Source organism: Mesorhizobium sp. WSM4821 (genome assembly GCF_055901555.1).
Genome location: NZ_CM148371.1, coordinates 5,158,033 through 5,178,117 on the forward strand (window position 1 = coordinate 5,158,033; position 20,085 = coordinate 5,178,117).

The 20,085-nt window shown below is 60.5% G+C and carries 16 protein-coding genes and 2 pseudogenes; 8 read left to right on the forward strand and 10 right to left on the reverse strand.

The window, feature by feature from the left end:
• The first annotated feature begins 690 nt into the window (after positions 1 to 690).
• Positions 691 to 2,130 (forward strand): exonuclease domain-containing protein, encoded by a 1,440-nt coding sequence (locus AC0NID_RS25175; protein WP_473452854.1) that lies wholly within the window; start codon positions 691 to 693, stop codon positions 2,128 to 2,130.
• A 205-nt stretch (positions 2,131 to 2,335) separates the two neighbouring features.
• Here AC0NID_RS25175 and AC0NID_RS25180 read toward each other — a convergent pair whose 3' ends face one another.
• On the reverse strand, positions 2,336 to 3,226 hold the full coding sequence (locus AC0NID_RS25180; RefSeq protein ID WP_473452852.1) for a LysR family transcriptional regulator: 891 nt from the start codon (positions 3,224 to 3,226) through the stop codon (positions 2,336 to 2,338).
• A gap of 134 nt (positions 3,227 to 3,360) precedes the next feature.
• On the opposite strand from AC0NID_RS25180, the gene AC0NID_RS25185 reads away from it, so the two are divergent.
• From AC0NID_RS25185 to AC0NID_RS25205, 5 genes are all read left to right on the forward strand, one after another.
• Positions 3,361 to 4,344, forward strand: coding sequence for an aldo/keto reductase (locus AC0NID_RS25185; protein WP_473453304.1), 984 nt, complete (start codon positions 3,361 to 3,363; stop codon positions 4,342 to 4,344).
• 93 nt (positions 4,345 to 4,437) lie between these two features.
• Positions 4,438 to 5,592, forward strand: a complete 1,155-nt coding sequence (locus AC0NID_RS25190; RefSeq protein ID WP_473452851.1) for an aldo/keto reductase — start codon at positions 4,438 to 4,440, stop codon at positions 5,590 to 5,592.
• Positions 5,593 to 5,623: 31 nt separating this feature from the next.
• Entirely contained in the window at positions 5,624 to 6,223 is a 600-nt protein-coding gene (locus tag AC0NID_RS25195) for a flavodoxin (protein WP_473452849.1), read from the forward strand.
• Positions 6,224 to 6,285: 62 nt separating this feature from the next.
• On the forward strand, positions 6,286 to 7,026 hold the full coding sequence (locus AC0NID_RS25200) for an SDR family oxidoreductase (RefSeq protein WP_473452847.1): 741 nt from the start codon (positions 6,286 to 6,288) through the stop codon (positions 7,024 to 7,026).
• A gap of 29 nt (positions 7,027 to 7,055) precedes the next feature.
• Complete coding sequence (locus tag AC0NID_RS25205; protein WP_473452845.1) at positions 7,056 to 8,234, forward strand: (R)-mandelonitrile lyase; 1,179 nt, start codon at positions 7,056 to 7,058, stop codon at positions 8,232 to 8,234.
• Positions 8,235 to 8,651: 417 nt separating this feature from the next.
• Here AC0NID_RS25205 and AC0NID_RS25210 read toward each other — a convergent pair whose 3' ends face one another.
• The 8 genes and pseudogenes from AC0NID_RS25210 to AC0NID_RS25245 form a co-directional block, all read right to left on the reverse strand.
• The gene (locus tag AC0NID_RS25210; RefSeq protein WP_473452843.1) at positions 8,652 to 8,975 is read right to left on the reverse strand and encodes a hypothetical protein; all 324 of its coding nucleotides are present in this window, start codon (positions 8,973 to 8,975) and stop codon (positions 8,652 to 8,654) included.
• A 181-nt stretch (positions 8,976 to 9,156) separates the two neighbouring features.
• Complete coding sequence (locus AC0NID_RS25215; RefSeq protein WP_473452841.1) at positions 9,157 to 9,570, reverse strand: XRE family transcriptional regulator; 414 nt, start codon at positions 9,568 to 9,570, stop codon at positions 9,157 to 9,159.
• Positions 9,571 to 9,870: 300 nt separating this feature from the next.
• On the reverse strand, positions 9,871 to 10,374 hold the full coding sequence (locus AC0NID_RS25220; protein WP_473452839.1) for a hypothetical protein: 504 nt from the start codon (positions 10,372 to 10,374) through the stop codon (positions 9,871 to 9,873).
• Positions 10,375 to 10,990: 616 nt separating this feature from the next.
• Positions 10,991 to 12,208 (reverse strand): site-specific integrase, encoded by a 1,218-nt coding sequence (locus tag AC0NID_RS25225; protein WP_473562931.1) that lies wholly within the window; start codon positions 12,206 to 12,208, stop codon positions 10,991 to 10,993.
• Between the two features lie 453 nt (positions 12,209 to 12,661).
• Positions 12,662 to 12,793, reverse strand: a pseudogene (locus tag AC0NID_RS25230) (DUF6538 domain-containing protein); the annotation flags it as partial.
• Between the two features lie 338 nt (positions 12,794 to 13,131).
• Positions 13,132 to 13,800, reverse strand: coding sequence for an acyl-homoserine-lactone synthase (locus AC0NID_RS25235; RefSeq protein ID WP_473452837.1), 669 nt, complete (start codon positions 13,798 to 13,800; stop codon positions 13,132 to 13,134).
• 83 nt (positions 13,801 to 13,883) lie between these two features.
• Positions 13,884 to 14,606, reverse strand: a complete 723-nt coding sequence (locus AC0NID_RS25240) for a LuxR family transcriptional regulator (protein ID WP_473452836.1) — start codon at positions 14,604 to 14,606, stop codon at positions 13,884 to 13,886.
• Between the two features lie 187 nt (positions 14,607 to 14,793).
• Positions 14,794 to 14,952, reverse strand: a pseudogene (locus tag AC0NID_RS25245) (vitamin B12 dependent-methionine synthase activation domain-containing protein); the annotation flags it as partial.
• 205 nt (positions 14,953 to 15,157) lie between these two features.
• On the opposite strand from AC0NID_RS25245, the gene AC0NID_RS25250 reads away from it, so the two are divergent.
• Positions 15,158 to 15,472 carry a GYD domain-containing protein gene (locus AC0NID_RS25250; RefSeq protein ID WP_473452834.1) on the forward strand — a complete coding sequence of 105 codons (315 nt, stop codon included), beginning with the start codon at positions 15,158 to 15,160 and terminating at the stop codon, positions 15,470 to 15,472.
• A gap of 212 nt (positions 15,473 to 15,684) precedes the next feature.
• Here the strand turns inward: AC0NID_RS25250 and metH are convergent, their stop codons facing one another.
• Positions 15,685 to 19,494 carry a methionine synthase gene (gene metH / locus AC0NID_RS25255; RefSeq protein WP_473452832.1) on the reverse strand — a complete coding sequence of 1,270 codons (3,810 nt, stop codon included), beginning with the start codon at positions 19,492 to 19,494 and terminating at the stop codon, positions 15,685 to 15,687.
• Positions 19,495 to 19,681: 187 nt separating this feature from the next.
• Here metH and AC0NID_RS25260 point away from each other — a divergent pair, with 187 nt between their 5' ends.
• Positions 19,682 to 20,077: an aminotransferase class III-fold pyridoxal phosphate-dependent enzyme gene (locus AC0NID_RS25260; protein WP_473452830.1), complete on the forward strand. Its 396-nt coding sequence runs from the start codon at positions 19,682 to 19,684 to the stop codon at positions 20,075 to 20,077.
• Positions 20,078 to 20,085: the final 8 nt, after the last annotated feature.

Consider the following 20,085-nt stretch of genomic DNA (forward strand, 5'->3'; position numbering starts at 1 on the left):
TTATCGATTCGCGGACTCATTCACGTGGCGGACGGAACGGCTGCTTTCCGGCTTGGCCTTAAAATGCGACCGTCATCGCCTTATGGCGACGTTAGCCCTTCGGACGACGGGCTCTGATGACCGCGCTTAGGGTTCTGTGCTCGATTCGGCTGACCGATTCAAACGACAAACATTCCACCCCCATCTCGTCCATGGCGGCAGTCAGCTGATGAATTTTGCCCCAGCCCATAAGGATGGGCGCTTCCGGATTTTTTTTGCTCTGTGGCGCCAGAACGCATCCGGATGGAGGAACGGCGGGCACCCTAGGACTTCCATTGGGGACGGAAACACCCATCGATCAAAGTCGGTTGGTTCCTGGCGTTTTGGTCCGGCGACGGCTGACCGCAGGTGACTCAGCTGGTTTGACGGCACACCAATTGGCGCGGCTCTTCAGGCATTCTACGCAACACCTTGCTCCGCGAACAATTTGACATCAGCACCATCGGCAGTGAACCCGAGAGTGCCAGACTAACTGGCCGATTCCGAACGGATTCGTTGACATTCGACAGTAGACTGGTCCCAGGCACTGCGACCGGGTTCATGTCGTGATGGATCTGCCCGTCCCAAAGCGTCGATGAGTTTACTCCTTCACCCGGAGAACTTGCTTCTGGTGGCAAGCGTCGTGCATGATTCATCAGGACGGGGCGGCAGATGGCTTTCATCTTCTACGATACAGAGACGACGGGTGCTGATCGCTGCTTCGATCAGATACTGCAATTCGCGGCGGTTCGGACTGACGATGATCTCAATATCGTTGATAGCTTTGAGATACGCTCACGGCTGCTCCCACACATCGTCCCCTCACCAGGCGCAATGGTCGTCACGGGCGTGCGCGTTGACCAGCTGTTCGATTTGCAACTCCCGTCGCACTACGAAATGTGCACACAAATTCATGAGGTGTTGGCGGTTTGGTCTCCGGCGACCGTGGTCGGCTACAATTCGATTAGTTTCGATGAGGAACTGCTTCGCCGGGCCTTCTATTCCACGCTCTTGCCGATCTATCTGACGAACACCGGTGGCAATTCGCGACTAGACATCTTGCCCCTCGCCATTGCAGCGCACACCTTCGCGCCGGACGGGTTTGCCTGGCCTGTGAACGAGAAGGGACGGACAAGTTTCAAGTTGGATCGTCTGGCGCCTGCCAATGGCTTTGCACACCCCAACGCCCATGATGCGTTGGCCGACGTTCATGCCACCATCCATATCGCTCGCCTGATAAAGGAACGTGCGCCTGCGGTGTGGAATTCCGCGATGGAATACCGGGTGAAAGCCTCCGCGACGCGATTTGTCGAGATGAACCCTGTCTTCGCGGCGACACGCCTGCGTTTTGGCCTCTGCACTTCTAGCTTGGTGACAGCCATTGGGATCAATCCCGACAACTCGGGCGAACTCTTCACGCTTGACCTGAGGCAGGATCCGACGGCTCTCGCGGCGATGACTGTCGAGGAACTGGCGGCACATATCACCACGAAGCCGAGGCCGGTCTCCTCGCTAAAGCTCAATGCGTGCCCCCTGTTCATGCCGGTCGAGCTGGTCGGCGCAAGAGCTTCTGGATTCGACCTCGGGCTCGACGAGATCGCACGTCGAGCCGAACTGGTGCGCAATGACGAAGGCCTGCGACAGCGCCTGATCTCTGCCGTAATGTTGGGCCGCACACCGTTCTCAGAAAGCCCTCATGTCGAGGAACAAATTTACGGCGGCTTCTACTCTCGGTCAGACCAAACGCTGGCTGATGAGTTCCGCGGGGAGAGCTGGCCACGTCGGCTTGAACTCTCCGGGCAATTTGAGGACCGGCGCCTCAGAGGGCTGTCGAGGCGACTCATCTACTTTGACGCACCTCACGTCATGTCTGCGAGGACGCGTGCAGATTACGCCCATGCGATTGCCACCCGAATTCACTCGCGGACTGAGACAACAGGCCGTTGGACCACTCTGGACGATGCAATCGAAGACGCCCAGGACATGTTGACCGATGCTGCCCCGGACCATGAGGCGTTCCTGCGGGAACACCTTGCCAGATTGACTGCCTGGCGTGAGGAGGCAGGCCAGATTTTGCACGGTCCAAACGCTACTATCGTCAAATCCCAATAGCTCTGAACGACCGAGTAGGCCCCTTCTCCCCCCTCGGCTCGGAGAAGTTGAAGGGGAAGCCGTGACCCAAAGACGGCCTTCGTCTCCCGCAGGACGAATGGCGGCTTCGGCCAATTCCGGTCGCTCGCGGCATCTTCACTCGATCGCTGCCGCGGCCCGTCGGCATGAGACACACACGCATCCGGGGGGCACAACGTCGCTCGTCCTAATCTCTGAAGCGCAGACCTTCCAGAAGCAGGTTGAAGGCTGGCGATGGCTGCCGCCGGCTGGTGTAGTAAAGATAGTAGCCGTCGAACGGTTCGCACCACTCCTCGAGGACACGGACCAGCACCCCTTCGGCCACCAACGCTGCTGTCCGGTCCTCAACCAAGAAAGCGATGCCGTGTCCTGCGACGGCGGCAGCGACGATGAGTTCGGCATTGTTGAACGTCAGCTGACCCTCGACCTTGACATTCAGCTCGCGCCCGTCCTTCTCGAACTCCCAAGCATAGATGCTTCCGCTCACCATCCGGAGATTGATGCAGGAGTGCCTCGCGAGATCGTGAGGCGTCAGCGGCTGCCCGTGCTGCGCAAAGTAGGTCGGAGAGCCGACCGCGGCCATCCTCAACCTGGGTCCGATCCGAACCGCGATCATGTCCTTCTCTAATCGTTCGCCAAGGCGAACGCCCGCATCGTAACGCTTTGCGACGATGTCGGTCAGGCCCGACTCGATGTTGAGTTCGACCTGAATGTCGGGATGCTCGGCTGCGAGCCGATCGACCACTGGCCAGAGCACTGATTGAGCAGCGTGTTCGGACGTGGTGATCCGGATAGTGCCGGCCGGTCGCTCGCGCAGTTCTGTCAGCGCTGCAAGCTTGGCGTCGATGTCGTCCAGCGCAGGCCGGAGCGTCTCGACCAGCCGCTCGCCAGCCTCGGTCGGCGCCACACTGCGCGTCGTGCGGGTCAGCAGGCGCAGGCCCAGCTTGGCTTCCAGCCGCCGCATCGCGTGGCTGAGCGCCGACTGGGAGATGCCAAGCTTTGCAGCTGCTCTGGTGAAGCTCTGTTCTTCGGCGACCGCCAGGAACATTGCCAAACTGCCCAGATCCTCACGTCGCATGCCGGTCACTCCGCCATTGATGACACCGAGTCATAAGCCCATGCGACTTGCCCTGTCTAATCGCTAGGACACGGAGGGCATATCTTCTCCGGATGGAAGGCGCTGCGATGCCGACCACCAGCGAGAGGACGATCATGCAGAAACGAACATTAGGGCGGAACGGCCTGAGCGTATCAGCAATTGGTCTCGGCTGCATGGGCCTGAGCTACGGCTACGGGCCGGCGACCGATCGCGGTGAGGCCATCAAGCTCATCCGCGCTGCCCATGATCGAGGTGTCACGTTCTTTGACACCGCCGAGGCCTATGGCCCTGGCATCAACGAGGAGGTTGTGGGCGAGGCGCTTGAGCCTGTCCGTGACCAGGTGGTGATCGCGACCAAGTTCGGCTTCAAGGACGGCATTCCGGCGAATGGTCTCGACAGCCAACCTGAGCGAATCCGACAGGTCGCGGACGAGGCACTGAAGCGTCTGCGAACTGATGTGATTGACCTGTTCTATCAACACCGGGTCGACCCGACTGTGCCGATCGAGGATGTCGCCGGCACTGTCCGCGATCTCATCGCCCAAGGCAAGGTCCGCCACTTCGGTCTGTCGGAGGCTGGCGCCGAGTCGATCCGCCGCGCCCATGCGGTTCAGCCGGTCGCCGCGCTTCAGAGCGAATATTCGCTATGGTGGCGCGAGCCCGAGAAAGAAATCCTGCCGACGCTCGAAGCGCTTGGCATCGGCTTTGTGCCGTTCAGTCCTCTCGGCAAGGGCTTCCTGACCGGCAAGATCGACCCGAACACCGCCTTCGGTGAAAGTGATTTCCGCCGCATCGTGCCACGCTTCTCGCCCGAGGCGCTCAAGGCGAACCAGGCACTCGTCGATCTCATCGGATCGATCGCTTCGGCCAAAGGTGTGACCCCCGCGCAGATCGCTCTCGCTTGGCTACTCGCCCAGCGTCCCTGGATCGCGCCGATCCCCGGCACCACGAAGCTCCACCGGCTGGAGGAGAATCTCGGCGCCGCGGACGTGGAACTGACGGCTGACGATCTCGCCCGCATCGAGCGGACGCTCGCCAGCGTCGAAGTGAAGGGCGATCGCTACCCCGCCTCGCTTCAGCGCTTCGTCAACCGCTGAACCGCGCCTGATTCCCACCGCTGGCGAGACCATCGATAAGAAATTCCCCTCGGATCGAGACGGATCCGAGCCCCGGTGAAAAGGATGATTGAGATGACAACCGAACGCATAACATTGAGACGACGTGGTTTTCTGGGAGCAGCGGCAACTCTCGCCGCTGCGCCACTGCTCGCAGGAACGGGTTCGCAGGCCTTCGCTCAGGCAACTGGTTCTGGCAGCGAGGGCGCAGCCCGGGCGAGCGGGCGGCGAAAGCTGGGCCAGCTGGAAGTCTCGAGCGTCGGCCTCGGTGTCCAGAACATGCACCGGACCTACCAGACGACGGTCCCCACCCGACCCGAGATGCTGAACATCATCCGAGCTGCCCACGACCATGGCGTCACCTTCTTCGACACCGCCGAGGCCTACGGGCCGCATGAGTGCGAGCGGATCCTCGGCGAAGCCATCGCGCTGTTCCGCGACCAAGTTGTGATTACCTCGAAGTTTGGCTGGAACATCGATCAGGAGACCGGCGAGCGTCGGCCGGGGCTCATCAGCCGCCCGGACCACATCAAACGCGTGGTCGAGGGCATGCTCAAGCGCCTTCGCACCGACCGCATCGATCTCCTTTATCAGCATCGTGTCGACCCTGAAGTGCCGATCGAGGACGTCGCCGACGCGGTCAAGGACCTGATGACGGAGGGGAAGGTTCTGCATTGGGGCCTTTCCGAAATGGGCCTTAAGACGCTGCGTCGCGCTCATGCCGCATTACCTGTCACCGCGGTTCAGAACGAATACTCGATGCTGTGGCGCGGGCCTGAGAAGGAAGTCATTCCACTTTGCGAAGAGCTAGGCATCGGCTTCGTGCCCTGGAGCCCGCTTGGGGTAGGATTCCTGACCGGCGCCATCGATGCCAGGACCCGGTTTGCCGAAGGCGACATCCGCGGGATCGAGTCCCGTTTCTCGCCGGACAACTTGCCACACAATCTGGCGCTGGTTGAGCTGGTGAAGAGCTGGGCCGAACGGAAGCAGGCCACATCCGCCCAGATCACGCTGGCCTGGCTGCTGGCGCAGAAGCCGTGGATCGTGCCGATGCCCGGGTCGACACAGATGCCGCACATGATCGAGAACATGGGCGCGGCTGAAGTCCAGTTCACGCCCGCAGAAGTGGCCGAGCTCAATGCGGCCGTGGCCACGATCGAGATCAGGGGCGCGCGCCTTCCTGACCAAGTGCTGGTCTTCTCGGGCGTGGAAGCGCCTCCGAAAATCTGATCGCATGCACTGGCCATCACGAGAGCCCTGGATGATTTCGACTACAACCATCTCGCGCCGGCAGGCCCTGCAACGCTCGCTCCTGCTGCCTTTGGTGGCGGGAGTGAGTTCGGCGGCGGCAAGCGCCGAACCTGCTGCGGCCGGTCGCAGCGCCACGGTCCTGGTGGCCTACTTTACCCGGACCGGCAACACGCGCCTGATCGCCACCCAGATTGCCCGCGCACTCGACGCAACGCTGTTTCAGATCGTGCCGGCGGCGGCCTATCCGGAAGACTACGAGGCACAGGTCGCGCAGGCAGAGGACGAACGGCAGCGCGGCTACGAGCCGCCGTTGAAGGCGACGGTGCCGGATCTGAACTCCTATGAGACCGTGTTTCTGGGCTTTCCGATCTGGGGGATGACCGCGCCTTCCGTCATCCGCTCGTTCCTGTCGCAGCACGACCTTTCGGGCAAGATGTTGGTGCCGTTCATCACGCATGGTGGCTACGGGTTCGGCAACAGCCTTGCCGTGGTCGCCGAGCATGCACCCGGTGCCCGTCTGATCGATGGGTTTTCCAAAGAATGCGACCAGGAGCGCGAGACGCTTCGAGAGGTCACACAGTGGCTCCGGAGCGTCGAGATACGCCGGTAGCCTTGGCTGCAAACCCTGGGCGTCGCGATCCGAGGCACTGACCGCATAAAGGATTGAACAACATGACCCAAGGGATTCAAGGCAAAGTCGTCGTCATCACCGGCGCCAGCAGCGGCCTCGGTGAAGCGGCAACACGGCGGCTTGCCGCAGATGGAGCCAAGCTGGTGCTTGGCGCTCGCCGCATCGATCGTCTCCAGGCGCTCGCAACAGAGCTTGGTCTAGATAGGGAGGCGGTCGTCCAGACCGACGTCACCCAGGTCGATCAGGTTAGGAGCCTCGTTGACCACGCGGTGCAAACGCATGGCCGTCTCGACGTCATCATCAACAATGCGGGGCTCATGCCCCATTCGCCGCTGGAGCGCGGCAAGGTCGACGACTGGGACCGCATGATCGACGTCAACATCAAGGGCGTTCTCTACGGCATCGCGGCGGCACTGCCGCATATGACCAAGCAAAAGAGCGGCCACATCATCAACGTGTCCTCCGTTGCCGGCCACAAAGTTGGAAAGGGCGGTGCCGTTTACTCCGCCACCAAGCACGCCGTGCGGGTGATCTCGGAGGGGCTGCGCCAGGAGGTCAAACCCTACAACATCCGGACCACTGTCATCTCGCCTGGAGCTGTCGCCACTGAGCTGCCCCTGAGCATCACGGAAGCTGATGTCGCCCAGGGCATCAAGCAGTTCTATGAGGCCGTCGCGATCCCTGCCGACAGCTTTGCCCGCATGGTGGCCTTCGCCATGAGCCAGCCGGAGGACGTGGACGTCAACGAAATCCTGTTCCGGCCGACCGCCCAAGAGCTCTGACTTCATCCAGCTACAGAGAGACGCGCAACATGAAAAGCCTTTCAGCCTCCTTGGTGGCGGCAACACTCGCGGCCTCGGCCGCAGACGCACAGGAACGTCCTGCAGGTCGGATTGCACCCCCGGACGTCTATGTCGTAGCACCCGGTCTTGGGGACTACACCGACAATCTCCTGTTCGGCGATGTCTGGCTGCGTAAGGAGCTCGCGCCCCGGGACCGGAGCATTGTTACGGTATCGGCGCTGATCGCCTCAGGTCGCATCGCGCAGGTGGGCGGACATGTCAGCCGGGCGCTGGACAACAGAGTCACGCCAGGGGAGATTGGCGAGATCATCACCCATCTCGCCTTCTACTCGGGCTGGCCGAACGCAATTTCCGCAGTTCAGGCGACAAAGGACGTGTTCGACCGGCGCGGCATCGGCGAAGTTGAGGCAAGCACGGCCGAACCACTTGAGCCCAACGCCGCCGCCGAAGCGGCGCGAGCCGCTACTGTTGACGACACGGTGGCGCCGGTGGCTCCCGCACTGGCGGCCTACACCAATCGGGTGCTGTTTGGCGATCTTTGGCGCCGGCCGGGCCTTTCCGAGCGGGATCGCAGTCTTGCCACCATAGCCGCGCTTCTCGCTTCAGGGGACGTTGACCAGTTGCCATTCCAGGTCAAGCAAGCGCTGGACAATGGCCTGACGCAGACGGAAATCGCTGAGGTTCCCACCCACCTGGCCTTCTATGCAGGGTGGCCGAAGGCGATGGCAGCGATGCCTGCCTTGCGCACGGGCTTCGCGGAGCAGGCCGCCGGCGGGTCTTCCGGCGCAGCAATCCGGGTGCAGAAATATGATCCCGCCAAGGCAACGACGGGATCGTCAGATCACTTTACCGGCTCGGTTAGAATTGAGTCATCGTTCAAGGCTGACGAGCCGGCGCGCGTCGGCGGCGGAACGGTTCATTTCGAGGCCGGTGCCAGAACCGCGTGGCATACCCACCCCTTAGGCCAGACGCTGATCGTCACCGCCGGCAAGGGCCTTGTCCAACAATGGGGAAAGCTGGTTGAAGAGATCGAGCCCGGCGATGTTGTTTGGATCCCGCCCGGCGTGAAGCACTGGCATGGTGCCGGTCGCACGGCCGGCATGACGCATGTTGCCGTTGCCGAGGCACTGGACGGCAAGGCCGTCGAGTGGCTGGAACATGTGAGCGACGCACAGTATCCCAAGTGAGAAGGCTGCTGGCTCTTTTCGTTGCTTTGCGGAATACGCCAAATGAACCGGCCTGCAGTCTTGGTGATGGTGGGGAAAGGGCTCATCTGCCCGCGGCGGCGCTCGGTCTGCTCGCCGCTCTGGCAGTGAACAGCCTAGTGCTGGTCCTTGGGCTGGCTGGACGACGAGCCCGGCGAAAGATCGTCAGTCCGTCGTCCGAAGGCGATAGCCGACACCAGTCTCGGTGATGATGTGTTGCGGCTGCTCCGGATATCGGCACTCGCCGAACGGCTTGAATGAGATCCGCCTCCGGTCATTCAACCGCACTCGCGCCAACCGCAGATTCTGGCGCATCCTGCGTCGTGCTCGGCCGGCAGATCGATGTCCGAGGTCACCTGGAAACTGGACATCGGCCGATCGCCATAATCGATCGACCCATCAGTCTTCCCATTCCCGCATTCGGCGTCGCTTCTCATTCAGCCGTTTCTCTGGCGGCCATGCCGTAATGATGTGCTTACCGTCGAACAGAACGTAGATCCGTTCGCCAAGGCGATCGATTCTGACGGAGTAGATGGACGTCCTTTTCGATCGCTTTTCGATCTCCTTGGCGTAGCCGGATTTGATATCCCGAACCATGTCGGAGAACTCGCCAGGCTGGAGGACAATGCTGTATCGGCGCCAGAGCTGCCTATGAAAATGCCAATGTTTCTTAGGGATGGAAGCGCCGAGCCACCGTGGGTTGAAGTAAGGCTTTTTGCTCATCGATCAGCTGCTCGACTCTGAAAAATTTGGCGAAGTCGCTGAACGCGATCCAACGTCGGCGGGGGGTCCGTATCGCCACTGACGGACCTGATGAATTCGATCCATGCGATTTCATTTGGCGTGATCGCTGTCTCCGCTATGCTCGGATGTGGGGCCGTCGATCGATCAATCCGAGCCCCCTTCATTTGCCGAAGATCCCGCGCAGCGCAGCCCTGGCCCTCGACGTCAGGCTTGGGTCTGAGTAGTTGGACGCCCTGCGGATTTCCTCCAGCCATGCGGTCTCATTTTGTGTAGCCAGAGTTCCGAAAATTTTACGGATCGCTAGTTCGGTGGTTTCGCCACCGAGCTGCTCAAGGGCCATCTGGAAAAGCAGAACTGGGTCACATTCGAGCGCGCTAGCTAGGGCGGGAACGCGATCGAGCGGCAGTTTGCTGCTGCCGGTCTTAATGTTCGTCAGCATGTTATGTTGTGCAAAGCCGGCCTCTCTCGAGATGAGCGACTGCGTCTTGCGCGGCTTCAGCTCTAGAATTCGTCTTTCGACGAATTTAGCCAGCCTTGTTTCTGAGTAAGGCCTAAGTGTTGTTTGCTTAACCATCGATCTTCTCTCTCAGTCTCACAGCATCAACGCGCTGCTTGATCTGATTTATAGCGATCGACTTATGGGTTATGTCGCGAGGGATGTGGCGAAATGCTTCTACTTTTCGTTTGCCTTGCGCGCGCTCCTTAGCGGCCCTGCGTTCCACGAGGCTGCTAGCACCACTGGACCGCCGAGCCAGGGCCCAGCTCTTTGCCCGCCCAACTGGCTAGGTGAAAATCGAAATGATTTCGGTTTCAACTCTCGCGAGATATCAAGACGCAGGTGAAGCGCTAACGCAATGCCTCAGCTGTGCATGACTCAGGCTCTGCTCCCTATGTCGGCGCACATGTAAGCAGTCGACGCAAACTGGTGCAGGTTGACAATTGCGTGCCACTCGCTCTTTTGCCGGGTTCCGGAGAATTGTGCGCAGTCTTTCAGGGAAAGACCAGCCAGCTGAGTTGATGCCGGGAAGCCATAGCTGCGATGATGTAGAATTTTGTTGCAGCTGTCCCGAAAGTATAGGGTGGTTTCGTTGCCATCCGTCAAAAGCAGCCCAACCTCCCTTTCCGCGAGCATCCGCCATTCGTCGCTTCTTGTCTCAATAGGATACTTTTCAAACACCACGTTTCGAATCATGCCAGCCGTGGCGAGAAGCCTCTTAAGGAGCATGCTTTCGATGCTGGTCTGCAAATCATCCAGAAAAATATCGCTTTCCGGATTTCTGCTGATTGCTTGCTCGACATTTTGAAGCGCAAGAACGAGGCACGATATCAAGAAGGCGTCTTCAATGATTCCGGATGTAACAACGGGGTTATTATCCATGGCTCGCCCTCAACGCCTGCTCCTGCCCAGCCGGCGGCCTGCTTCGCTGCAGAACCACCGCTCGCTCTTTAATACGCCTATACGAGTTTCCCGATAGTGCTGCTGCCTTGGGACATGGCCGCCGATGCGCTCGCCAGTGTGGCTGGTTCTCCCTTTATACCGCGGGTCACCGGCGGCTTGCATCGCCACACGATCTCGGAAGGTAAAGACTTGCTGGTTCGCCAGCCGGATCGGCTGCCCGCCAGCTCCCCTGCGCCGTGGCGAGCCTCGAACGCCCGCGCCGCCGATCCGACCGATTGTGATATCGGTTCTTGTCCACGCCCTCTCCCCAGGAGAGCATGAGACCGTTGGGTTGAATGTCTAGAGAATTTCGCCATTGCTAAGGAATCCGAAGTGTCCCGACCAGAGTATCAGCGGCGGCACCGTGACGGCCTCAAAGGTTTTACAGGCGTATTGACTTCATTGGATAATCTGTGGTCGAAAATGGACCTGTTTTACAGCTAAGTCACTGAAATGTCGGCATTACACCCAGCTTCAGAAAGCGGTCGGCATGTGAAACATCGCCACCCGCGCGCCGGTAAGTAATCCTTGGACGTGACGCCAATCGTTCCTCCTCTCAAATTTGCGTTGCTGTCAAATGCGACAGGTCGAGCTTTGGATACTGGATTGAGTTCACCAGGTCGACACGCTGTTGCAACATGCCTTGCGGCAGGATGCCGTAGCGGCCGGTCGTGCTACCGCTAGCGTGTCCAAGGATGAAACCAAATTGTTCATCAAGGTAGCCGGCGCGGCGAAGCGCGTCGGTTGCGCCGTGCCGGAAGCTGTAGAGCGACAAGCCGCGACCGACCTTCAAGCCGATGCGTTCGAGATATCGGGGAAACTCGCGCGAGAAGTCAGCAATCATCTGGCCACGCTCGTTACGCTCAGCAAGCGGGAATAGCCGGGTCTCGCCGGTCTTTTCGATGTCCGTGCGATATTCGATGAAGCCAAGCTTGATCAGTTCCGGGTGAATCGGCACGACACGCATAGAGCCTTCGTTCTTGGTGCTCTTGTCGTCGCCGTCGCCCTCTTCGGTAACATGCATGATCCAATGGCCGTGTTGCTGTCGAACATCAGTAACGGCAAGCTGCGCGATCTCTCCCGGTCGTGCACCGGAATACGCCATGACCAGCGGCACCCAATAGCGATGATCGCGGATGACGATATTGCCCGGAACAGCCCAGAAGCGAGGCGCTTCATCGTTTTGGCAGCCGGTGAACAGCGGCGATTTGAAAAGCGTGTTCATCTGGTCGACCGTAAAGACGGGCTTTTTCTTCCGCTTTTCCTTGGCAAGGAACATGTCGGCGACGGGATTGGCGTCGAGGTAGCCGTGATTGACCAACCAGCTACAGAAGGCGCTGAAGCCCGCGAGATATCTGTTGACGGTGCGCGGTGTAATTGTTGGCTTCCCTACCGTCTCGTTGTGCTGGACGATCTGCGCAAGGCGCATGCCGGCGAAGGCTTTGCTTTCGCTCGCCTTGACGGGATACTTGATCAAGAGCGACTTCCATTCGCGAGCGGCCCTCTTGTCGATCCTATGAACCGGACAAGTGCTGCCGACATGATCAACAAAGGTGCCGATGTCGCGCCGGGCCTGATTGAGCGTGTCGGCCTTGACGCCGTTCGGATTTTCGCGAGCGTATTGCTCGAAAAGCTCCATGATCTTCTCGCCGGGCGCGGCTTGCTCGCGCGCCGTGCCGGTGGCCGGCTTTACGATCGGGTCTGCCGGCGTGTGTGTATAGTCGCCCTGGTCACGTTTCAGGGTGCCCTCAAGAGCTTCGATCTCGGCCCGCATCATACGTCTGGCAAGGTCGGCACGTTCCGGCGACGACGGGTCGATGATGAGCTTGTTTTGGTCGATATAGGCGTCGACATCGTGACCGACGAGCGACATGTCGCCAGTCACAAGATCGGCGCGCAAACGCTTCAATCGGGCCGCGCGCCGGCGGGCGTCCCATGCCACCTGATTGGCGAGGATCTCGACTTCGGTCATGGCATTGATGGCGGCGATAGGTCCGGCGTTATGCGCGCCGGATTTAATCGCGTCCATTCCCACGCGTTCGGCCGCTGCGTCGATCTGGGCTTGCGTCGGCATAGCCGCTCGCCTCTGCTCATCGCGTTGCAGGGCGCCGGTGTAATGCTGCCACGTTGCATCGGCCATGTCGTCAGGCGTGATGGCCCGGCGGGCGCGCACGTCATCGAAATGCCGGTTCCATGCTTCAACCACAGGCCAGAGGCGACGTTTGGCTTCCTGCTCGTCCTTGGTGCCAAGCGCCTTCACAAGCTCTTTCTTGCCGACGATGTCGACAACGTCGAGGGGAACGCGGGCGCGGGCATAATAGGATGCTCCGCGCCGTAGAAGGTAGCTTAAACGAGCCATGATTGCTCCACATGGAAGGGCTGTGTGTTACAGCAATGTGTTACAACTATCGGCCAAAAACGTCAATAACTACAGATATTTATATGATTACAAGGCCTTAAAAAATGTTGGATTATGGTCCAGGTTCCCCAGCCAAGCAATTTCAAGCACTTAGCAACCTCCGATGGCCCGGCTGGTTATATTCATCTGTCTCTAAAAATGACCGAAAGATAAAGGGCGCTCCGTTTCCGAGGCGCCCTCCGCTGGAATTCCGTCAGCTCTTCGAGAGCGCCTGGACGATAACCGGCAGGTACTTTCGGACCTGCTCGCGGTCGCTTCCCTTTTCTGTGTTGCTCAAGTCAGCATACGTTGTACGCGACTGCCAACGGTTTTTCAGCATATTCCAGAAATGGCATCTGGACCCCACGCCTAACCAGCAACGAATGCTCAATTCCCAGTATCTTCCGCACACTCGCCAGCGCTGCCTCATTCACCTCGATGTAAGCGACAATGTACCATTCGCCATTTTCTTCCCTCGCCATGCCCATCGGCTCGGCACGCCATTTGAGCGCGCCATGGTGGGGCATGAAATACGTCTCCTGGACACCGCCCACCGCGCTGAGGCCTTCGTCGAGAGCATATTCCATCACCGCGCAGCACAGTTGCGTCAGCGTGCCTCGCAACCCGGTCGAGCGCTTGTCGGGAACGACGAAGGTGCGCGTCCATTCGGCCCAGTCGGGACGCCGGGGGACGCCCGATCTTTCGCACATGTGAGAAAAAACCTCCGAGACCATGTGCGGCTCGCTCGTTGGGATCAATCGAGCCGAAGTCACCACGCGACCGTCTTCGATACCGAGCAGATACGTCGCCGCATCCGTATCGAATTGATCTAGCTCGCGACCATCCGGGCTCGGAGGGCGCCAATGTTTCTGGTGCACGAAGAAATCGTGACGCCGGCGCAAAAACTCGTCGAATTCGTTTTCATAGAGATGCTTGTTATGCGCATTGATTACGTGAGCCGTTATCATGGCGCGATCCCCCGATCGTTCTCGGATGGGATAGTCGCAGCCGCGCTAAGATACGTCACCTGTCCGATGGGACAGTTGACGCGTTAGGGATGGATCAAACGCCGGCGCACCGCTTCGACCACCGCTTGCGTGGTCGTGCCAACACCAAAAGCTTCACGGGCTCTTGTGGAATGCCATTTGACGGTGCGTTCGGTCAGACCGAGGATCTGGGACGTTTCCGACGAGGTCTTGCCGGCCGCGGCCCACAAAAGCACTTCCCTCTCCCGATCGGTCAGCAGGCCTTCATCGCCGTCACCGTCATTTGACAAAGCCTGGATCGACATGCCGGCATAAACCGCCATCGTCACCAGTTGCACCTGCTGGCGCGGCGAAAGAGTGCAGGACTTTGCGGCAGAGGCAAACGACAGCACGGATTGCCAATGGTGGACGCTGAGCATCGGCACCGCAAAGCCGCTCGATATGCCGAACTCCGTCGCTTCGCCGGCCACGCGTCGGGAGTCGTCCGTGTCGGACCATTTTGCGGGAACATCGGCCCAGAAGAATGGCTTCAGGGTCTTCGCCGAATAAATGCAAACGCCGTCGACAGCCGCATGCTCGGCTTCGACATAGCGCTCGAACCAGCCCACGGGCCAGCCGTTCAGTTCAACCATCGGCGCAAGTTTCTGACCACTGAGCGGAACCCCGCTCAGGATAAGATGCTCGAAGCCGAGATCTTTCACGGTTTCAAGAAGGTCGCCCAGAAGCGGCCCTGTTGCTGTGTGTTTCCTGCAGCGTTCGACAAAGTCGAACACTTCTGAATCAATCATGCCAGAGACCCCCCGCCTCTTTGCCGAAAATAAGCATACCTCAAATTAGAGCTTTCGAATACGGCCTGGCCAAGGCGGTCGATCAGTTCGTCAGGTCTGTGTTGGGCGAGCGTGCAGCCGGGGCAAAGCTGCTGTCATTGAGGCGCCGGCTTCTCGCCCTAGCAGTCTCGCAGCGTGATTCCCGCCTTCACGCAGCCGCATCAAGCCCCTGCCCCGGCACATAGTTGACAAACGGCCCGAGCCAGCGCTCGACCTCGGCCAGCGGCATGCCTTTGCGCCGTGCATAGTCCTCGACCTGGTCGCGTTCGATCTTGGCGACGCCGAAATAACAGCTTTCGGGATGCGACCACCCTTGGCCTTGCCGTATGCTTTCGGCCCCGTGTCGGGCGTATAGATCTGCCCGACTGGGATTGTCATTATATTAGCCTAGGCGCATATTGACGATGCAGCGGGCCTCCACGTGCCCCTGTAATTAATAAAAAGAGAAATAATTCTCGTGTTGTTCAAATATTTTTCGCCTCACGAAACAATAAAAATTGGAGGAATGCCCCATGAAAGTGACTGTATTGGCAAACTACGCACCCCATGCTGCTAAAGGATTGATGCAGGGCTCAGACCGGGAAGCTGCCATCAAGGCGCTTTTTGAAAGCGTCGGCGGCAAAGTGGCCAGCATGATGTTTACTCGAGGCATCTATGACATTGTCATCAACGGTGAGGTTCCGGACCAATCTGCTGGGATGGGTTTAACCCTAGCGGTGCGGGCAAGCGGCTCGGTGACCGATCTCGTCGTTCTTGAGGAACTTGATATGAAAGCCGTGCTCGCGGCTGCCAACAAGGCTGCCAGCACTTATAGGCCCGCCGGGTGATTTGGAATCACTGAACACATGGGCAGCACGGTTTCATTTGATACGCCGTGCTGCCTTCCGGGACCCCTGTTTGTCCATCTTCCTATAAGTCGAACAGGTCATCCCTCACGAGGTCGACCAAATCGGGACGGTTGTTTCTCGGTTGCCGACATCGCGACCGATCTTCCACATGGTCATCAGCTCTTCCGGAAACGGCTGCATGACGCGCGGCCCTACGCAGCTGCATCCAGCCCCTGCCCCGGCACATAGTTGAGTATAGGCCCGAGCCAGCGCTCGACCTCGGCGCGCGGCATGCCCTTGCGCCGCGCATAGTCCTCGACCTGGTCGCGTTCGACCTTGGCCACGCCGAAATAATAGCTTTCAGGATGCGACAAATAGATGCCGGAGACGGAGGAGCCCGGCCACATCGCGAAACTTTCGGTCAGGCTGACGCCGGCATTGCGCTCGCCGTCGAGCAGGCGGAACAGCGTCGCTTTCTCGGTGTGATCGGGCTGCGCGGGATAGCCGGGCGCCGGGCGGATGCCGCGATAGGGTTCGCCGATCAACTCGTCCGGCGCCAGGTTCTCGTCCGGCGCATAGGCCCAGAATTCCTTGCGCACCTTCTCGTGCATGCGCTCGGCAAAGGCCTCGGCGAAGCGGTCGGCCAGCGCCTTGACCATGATCGACGAATAATCGTCGTTCGCCCGCTCGAAACGCTCGGCGATCGCCGCTTCCTCGATGCCGGCGGTGACGATGAAGCCGCCGAGATAGTCGGCCTTGCCGCTGTCCAGGGGCGCGACGAAATCCGACAGCGCGACGTTCGCCTTGCCGTCGCGCTTGGTCAGTTGCTGGCGCAGCGTGAAGAAGGTCGCCAGTTCCCGCGAGCGCTTGTCGTCCGCGAACAGCCTGATATCGTCGCCGACGGCGTTGGCCGGCCAGAAGCCGATGACGCCCTTCGGCGCGAACCATTTTTCGGCAATGACCTTGGCCAGCATTGCCTGCGCATCATCGAAGAGCTGGCGTGCCGCCGGCCCTTGCGCTTCGTCCTCGAGGATTTTGGGGTAACGCCCCTTCAGCTCCCAGGTCTGGAAGAACGGCGTCCAGTCGATATAGCGGGCGAGTTCGGCCAGATCCCAGCCTTCGAAGACTTTCTGGCCGAGGAATGAGGGCTTCGGCGGCTCGTAGGCCGACCAGTCGATCCTGTGGGCGTTGGCCCGCGCCTTGGCCAGCGGCAGGCGCAGCTTGTCGGCTTCGCTGCGTGCATGCGCATCGGCGACCTTCTTGTATTCGGCGCGAACGTTGTCGACATAGCCGCCCCTGGTCTCGTTCGACAGCAGCGACGAGACCACGCCGACCGCGCGGCTGGCATCGGCGACATAGACCGTCTGGCCCCTGATATAGCGCGGATGGATTTTTACCGCCGTATGCACGCGGCTGGTCGTCGCGCCGCCGATCAACAGCGGAATGTCAAACCCTTCGCGCTCCATTTCGGCGGCCATGTGCGCCATCTCGTCGAGTGAGGGCGTGATCAGGCCGGACAGGCCGATGATGTCGACCTGTTGCTCGCGCGCCGTCTGCAGGATCTTCGCCGCCGGCACCATGACGCCGAGGTCGATGATCTCGTAATTGTTGCAGGCCAGAACCACGCCGACGATGTTCTTGCCGATGTCGTGGACATCGCCCTTCACCGTCGCCATCAGGATCTTGCCGGCGGTCTGGCGCTCGCCAGTGTCGATGCCATTGGCGGCATTCGCCAGCTTCTCCGCCTCCATGTGCGGCAATAGTCCTGCGACGGCCTGTTTCATGACGCGGGCGGACTTCACCACCTGTGGCAGGAACATTTTTCCCGCGCCGAACAGATCGCCGACAACATTCATGCCTGCCATCAAGGGGCCTTCGATGACATGCAGCGGGCGTTCGGCGGCAAGTCGCGCCTCGTCCGTGTCCGCGTCGATGAATTCGGTGATGCCGTTGACCAGTGCGTGCGAAATGCGCTGCTCGACCGGCCAGTCACGCCAGGCGAGATCACGTTCCTGCGCCTCCTTGCCGGCCGTGCCCTTGAAGCGTTCGGCGAGTTCCAACAGGCGTTCGGTCGCGGTGCCGCCACCCTTCGGCTGACGGTTGTTGACGACATCCTCGCAGGCTTCGCGCAGTTCCGGATCGATGGTGTCGTAGACGGCAAGCTGTCCGGCATTGACGATGCCCATGTCCATGCCGGCCTGGATGGCGTGGTAGAGGAACACGGCATGCATGGCCTCGCGCACCGGCTCGTTGCCGCGAAACGAGAAGGACAGGTTCGACACGCCGCCCGATATGTGGACATGGGGCAGCGTCGCGGTGATCCGCCGTGCGGCTTCGATGAAGTCGACGCCGTAATTGTTGTGCTCCTCGATGCCGGTGGCGATGGCAAAGACGTTGGGATCGAAAACGATGTCCTCGGGCGGGAACGCGGCCTGCTCGGTCAACAGCTTGTAGGCGCGGGTGCAGATCTCGACCTTGCGCGCCTGCGTGTCGGCCTGGCCGTCCTCGTCGAAGGCCATGACCACCACCGCCGCGCCGTAGGCGCGGACGAGCTTCGCATGGTGCAGGAAGGCCTCCTCGCCCTCCTTCATCGAAATGGAGTTCACCAGCGGCTTTCCCTGCACGCATTTCAGGCCGGCTTCGATGATCTCCCATTTGGAACTGTCGATCATCACGGGGACGCGGGCGATATCAGGCTCGGCGGCGATCAGGTTGAGGTATTCCACCATCGCCTTGTTCGAATCGATCAGGCCTTCGTCCATGTTGATGTCGATGATCTGCGCGCCGTTGGCGACCTGGTCGCGCGCGACGTCGAGCGCGGCGACATAGTCGCCGGCGGTGATCAGCTTCCTGAATTTTGCCGAGCCGGTGACATTGGTGCGCTCGCCGACATTGACGAACGGAATCTCGTCGGTCAGCGTGAACGGCTCGAGGCCGGACAGGCGCATCTTCGGTTCGATATGGGGAACCGCGCGCGGCGGATATTTCTTCACCGCCTGGGCGATGGCGCGGATGTGGTCGGGCGTCGAGCCGCAGCAGCCGCCGACGACATTGACCAGTCCGTCGCGCGCGAACTCCTCGATCTGCGCGGCCATGAATTCCGGGCTCTCGTCATAGCGGCCGAATTCATTGGGCAGGCCGGCATTCGGATAGGCGCAGGTAAAAGTGTCGGCGACGCCTGATATTTCGTCCAGATGCGCGCGCATGGCCTTGGCGCCAAGCGCGCAATTGAGGCCTATGGTGAACGGGTTGGCGTGACGGACCGAATGCCAGAAAGCCGTCGGCGTCTGGCCGGACAGCGTGCGGCCGGACAGGTCGGTGATCGTGCCGGAGATCATCACCGGCAGGTGCACATCCTTCTCGATGAAGATCTCTTCTGCGGCGAAGATCGCCGCCTTTGCGTTCAGCGTATCAAAAATGGTCTCGATCAGGATGATGTCGGCGCCGCCGTCGATGAGACCGCGCAGCTGCTCGCCATAGGCGAGGCGCAACTCGTCGAACGTCACGGCACGGTAGCCGGGATTGTTGACGTCCGGCGACATCGAGGCGGTGCGGTTGGTCGGCCCCAGCGCCCCGGCGACGAAACGACGCTTGCCGTCCTCCTGCTCGGCCCTCAGCGCCGCCCTGCGCACCAGCCGCGCGCCATCGCGGTTCAGCGCGTAGACCGCGTCCTCCATGCCGTAATCAGCCTGGGCGATGGCGGTCGAGGAGAAGGTGTTGGTTTCAAGGATGTCAGCCCCTGATATGGCGTATTGATAGTGAATCTCTTCGATCGCCTTGGGCTGCGTCAGGATCAGCAGGTCGTTGTTGCCCTGCTGATGGCAGGCGCACTCGGCGAACTTGTCGCCACGGAAATGGTTCTCGTCGAAGCCCAGGCCCTGGATCTGCGTGCCCATGGCGCCGTCGAGGATGAGGATGCGTTCGCGCGCCGCCGCCGTCAGCGCCGCAAGCACTTCCGAGCCGTCGGGCTTGGCCGCGACGGGGCCGAAAAGGTCGTCCAGCGATGAAGGGCTTTGCGACATTTTTCATCCTCAAGACGACAGCCGCACTTACACGACATAAAGACATCTTTATGTCAGTATACGGCATTTGCCTGCCGCTGTCACCCCTGCCGGAAGGAACGTCCAGGGCAATCGCTTGAGGTGCGCGCTGCCGCTCATCCGCCTGCCGGCACCTTCTCCCCGTATAATGACGGAGATCGCCGCCGGAATGCTGCCCGCTGGCACTACAGCGCCGCCTGCCCTGCATTCGGCGCGCGTCGGCACGCTGTTTTCGGATGCGCTGCGGGCGCTCAGCGCAAAACACGAGATCATCGGCGACGTGCGCGGGCGCGGCCTTGCCGTCGGCGTCGACCTGGCCAGGGACCGCTCGACGCGCGAGCCTGTCGCGGCGACGACGACCGCCAAGATCATCTATCGCGGCTACGAACTGGGTGCGGCCTTCACCTATGTCGGGCTGAAGGCCAATGTGCTCGAATTCATGCCGCCGCTGACGCTGACCGAGGACGAGGCCGCCAAGGGCGCGGCCATCGTCGATCAGGCGATGACCGACGTAAGCGCAGGCAAGGTCTCCGACGCGGATGTCGCCTCCTTTATGATGTGGTAGGCGGGCAT

Excerpts from the sequence above, each read along its gene's own strand:
- AC0NID_RS25175 (WP_473452854.1), top strand. The coding sequence starts at position 691 with ATGGCTTTCATCTTCTACGATACAGAGACGACGGGTGCTGATCGCTGC.
- AC0NID_RS25180 (WP_473452852.1), bottom strand. The coding sequence starts at position 3,226 with ATGCGACGTGAGGATCTGGGCAGTTTGGCAATGTTCCTGGCGGTCGCC.
- AC0NID_RS25185 (WP_473453304.1), top strand. The coding sequence starts at position 3,361 with ATGCAGAAACGAACATTAGGGCGGAACGGCCTGAGCGTATCAGCAATT.
- AC0NID_RS25190 (WP_473452851.1), top strand. The coding sequence starts at position 4,438 with ATGACAACCGAACGCATAACATTGAGACGACGTGGTTTTCTGGGAGCA.
- AC0NID_RS25195 (WP_473452849.1), top strand. The coding sequence starts at position 5,624 with ATGATTTCGACTACAACCATCTCGCGCCGGCAGGCCCTGCAACGCTCG.
- AC0NID_RS25200 (WP_473452847.1), top strand. The coding sequence starts at position 6,286 with ATGACCCAAGGGATTCAAGGCAAAGTCGTCGTCATCACCGGCGCCAGC.
- AC0NID_RS25205 (WP_473452845.1), top strand. The coding sequence starts at position 7,056 with ATGAAAAGCCTTTCAGCCTCCTTGGTGGCGGCAACACTCGCGGCCTCG.
- AC0NID_RS25210 (WP_473452843.1), bottom strand. The coding sequence starts at position 8,975 with ATGAGCAAAAAGCCTTACTTCAACCCACGGTGGCTCGGCGCTTCCATC.
- AC0NID_RS25215 (WP_473452841.1), bottom strand. The coding sequence starts at position 9,570 with ATGGTTAAGCAAACAACACTTAGGCCTTACTCAGAAACAAGGCTGGCT.
- AC0NID_RS25220 (WP_473452839.1), bottom strand. The coding sequence starts at position 10,374 with ATGGATAATAACCCCGTTGTTACATCCGGAATCATTGAAGACGCCTTC.
- AC0NID_RS25225 (WP_473562931.1), bottom strand. The coding sequence starts at position 12,208 with ATGCGGGCCGAGATCGAAGCTCTTGAGGGCACCCTGAAACGTGACCAG.
- AC0NID_RS25235 (WP_473452837.1), bottom strand. The coding sequence starts at position 13,800 with ATGATAACGGCTCACGTAATCAATGCGCATAACAAGCATCTCTATGAA.
- AC0NID_RS25240 (WP_473452836.1), bottom strand. The coding sequence starts at position 14,606 with ATGATTGATTCAGAAGTGTTCGACTTTGTCGAACGCTGCAGGAAACAC.
- AC0NID_RS25250 (WP_473452834.1), top strand. The coding sequence starts at position 15,158 with ATGAAAGTGACTGTATTGGCAAACTACGCACCCCATGCTGCTAAAGGA.
- metH (WP_473452832.1), bottom strand. The coding sequence starts at position 19,494 with ATGTCGCAAAGCCCTTCATCGCTGGACGACCTTTTCGGCCCCGTCGCG.
- AC0NID_RS25260 (WP_473452830.1), top strand. The coding sequence starts at position 19,682 with ATGCTGCCCGCTGGCACTACAGCGCCGCCTGCCCTGCATTCGGCGCGC.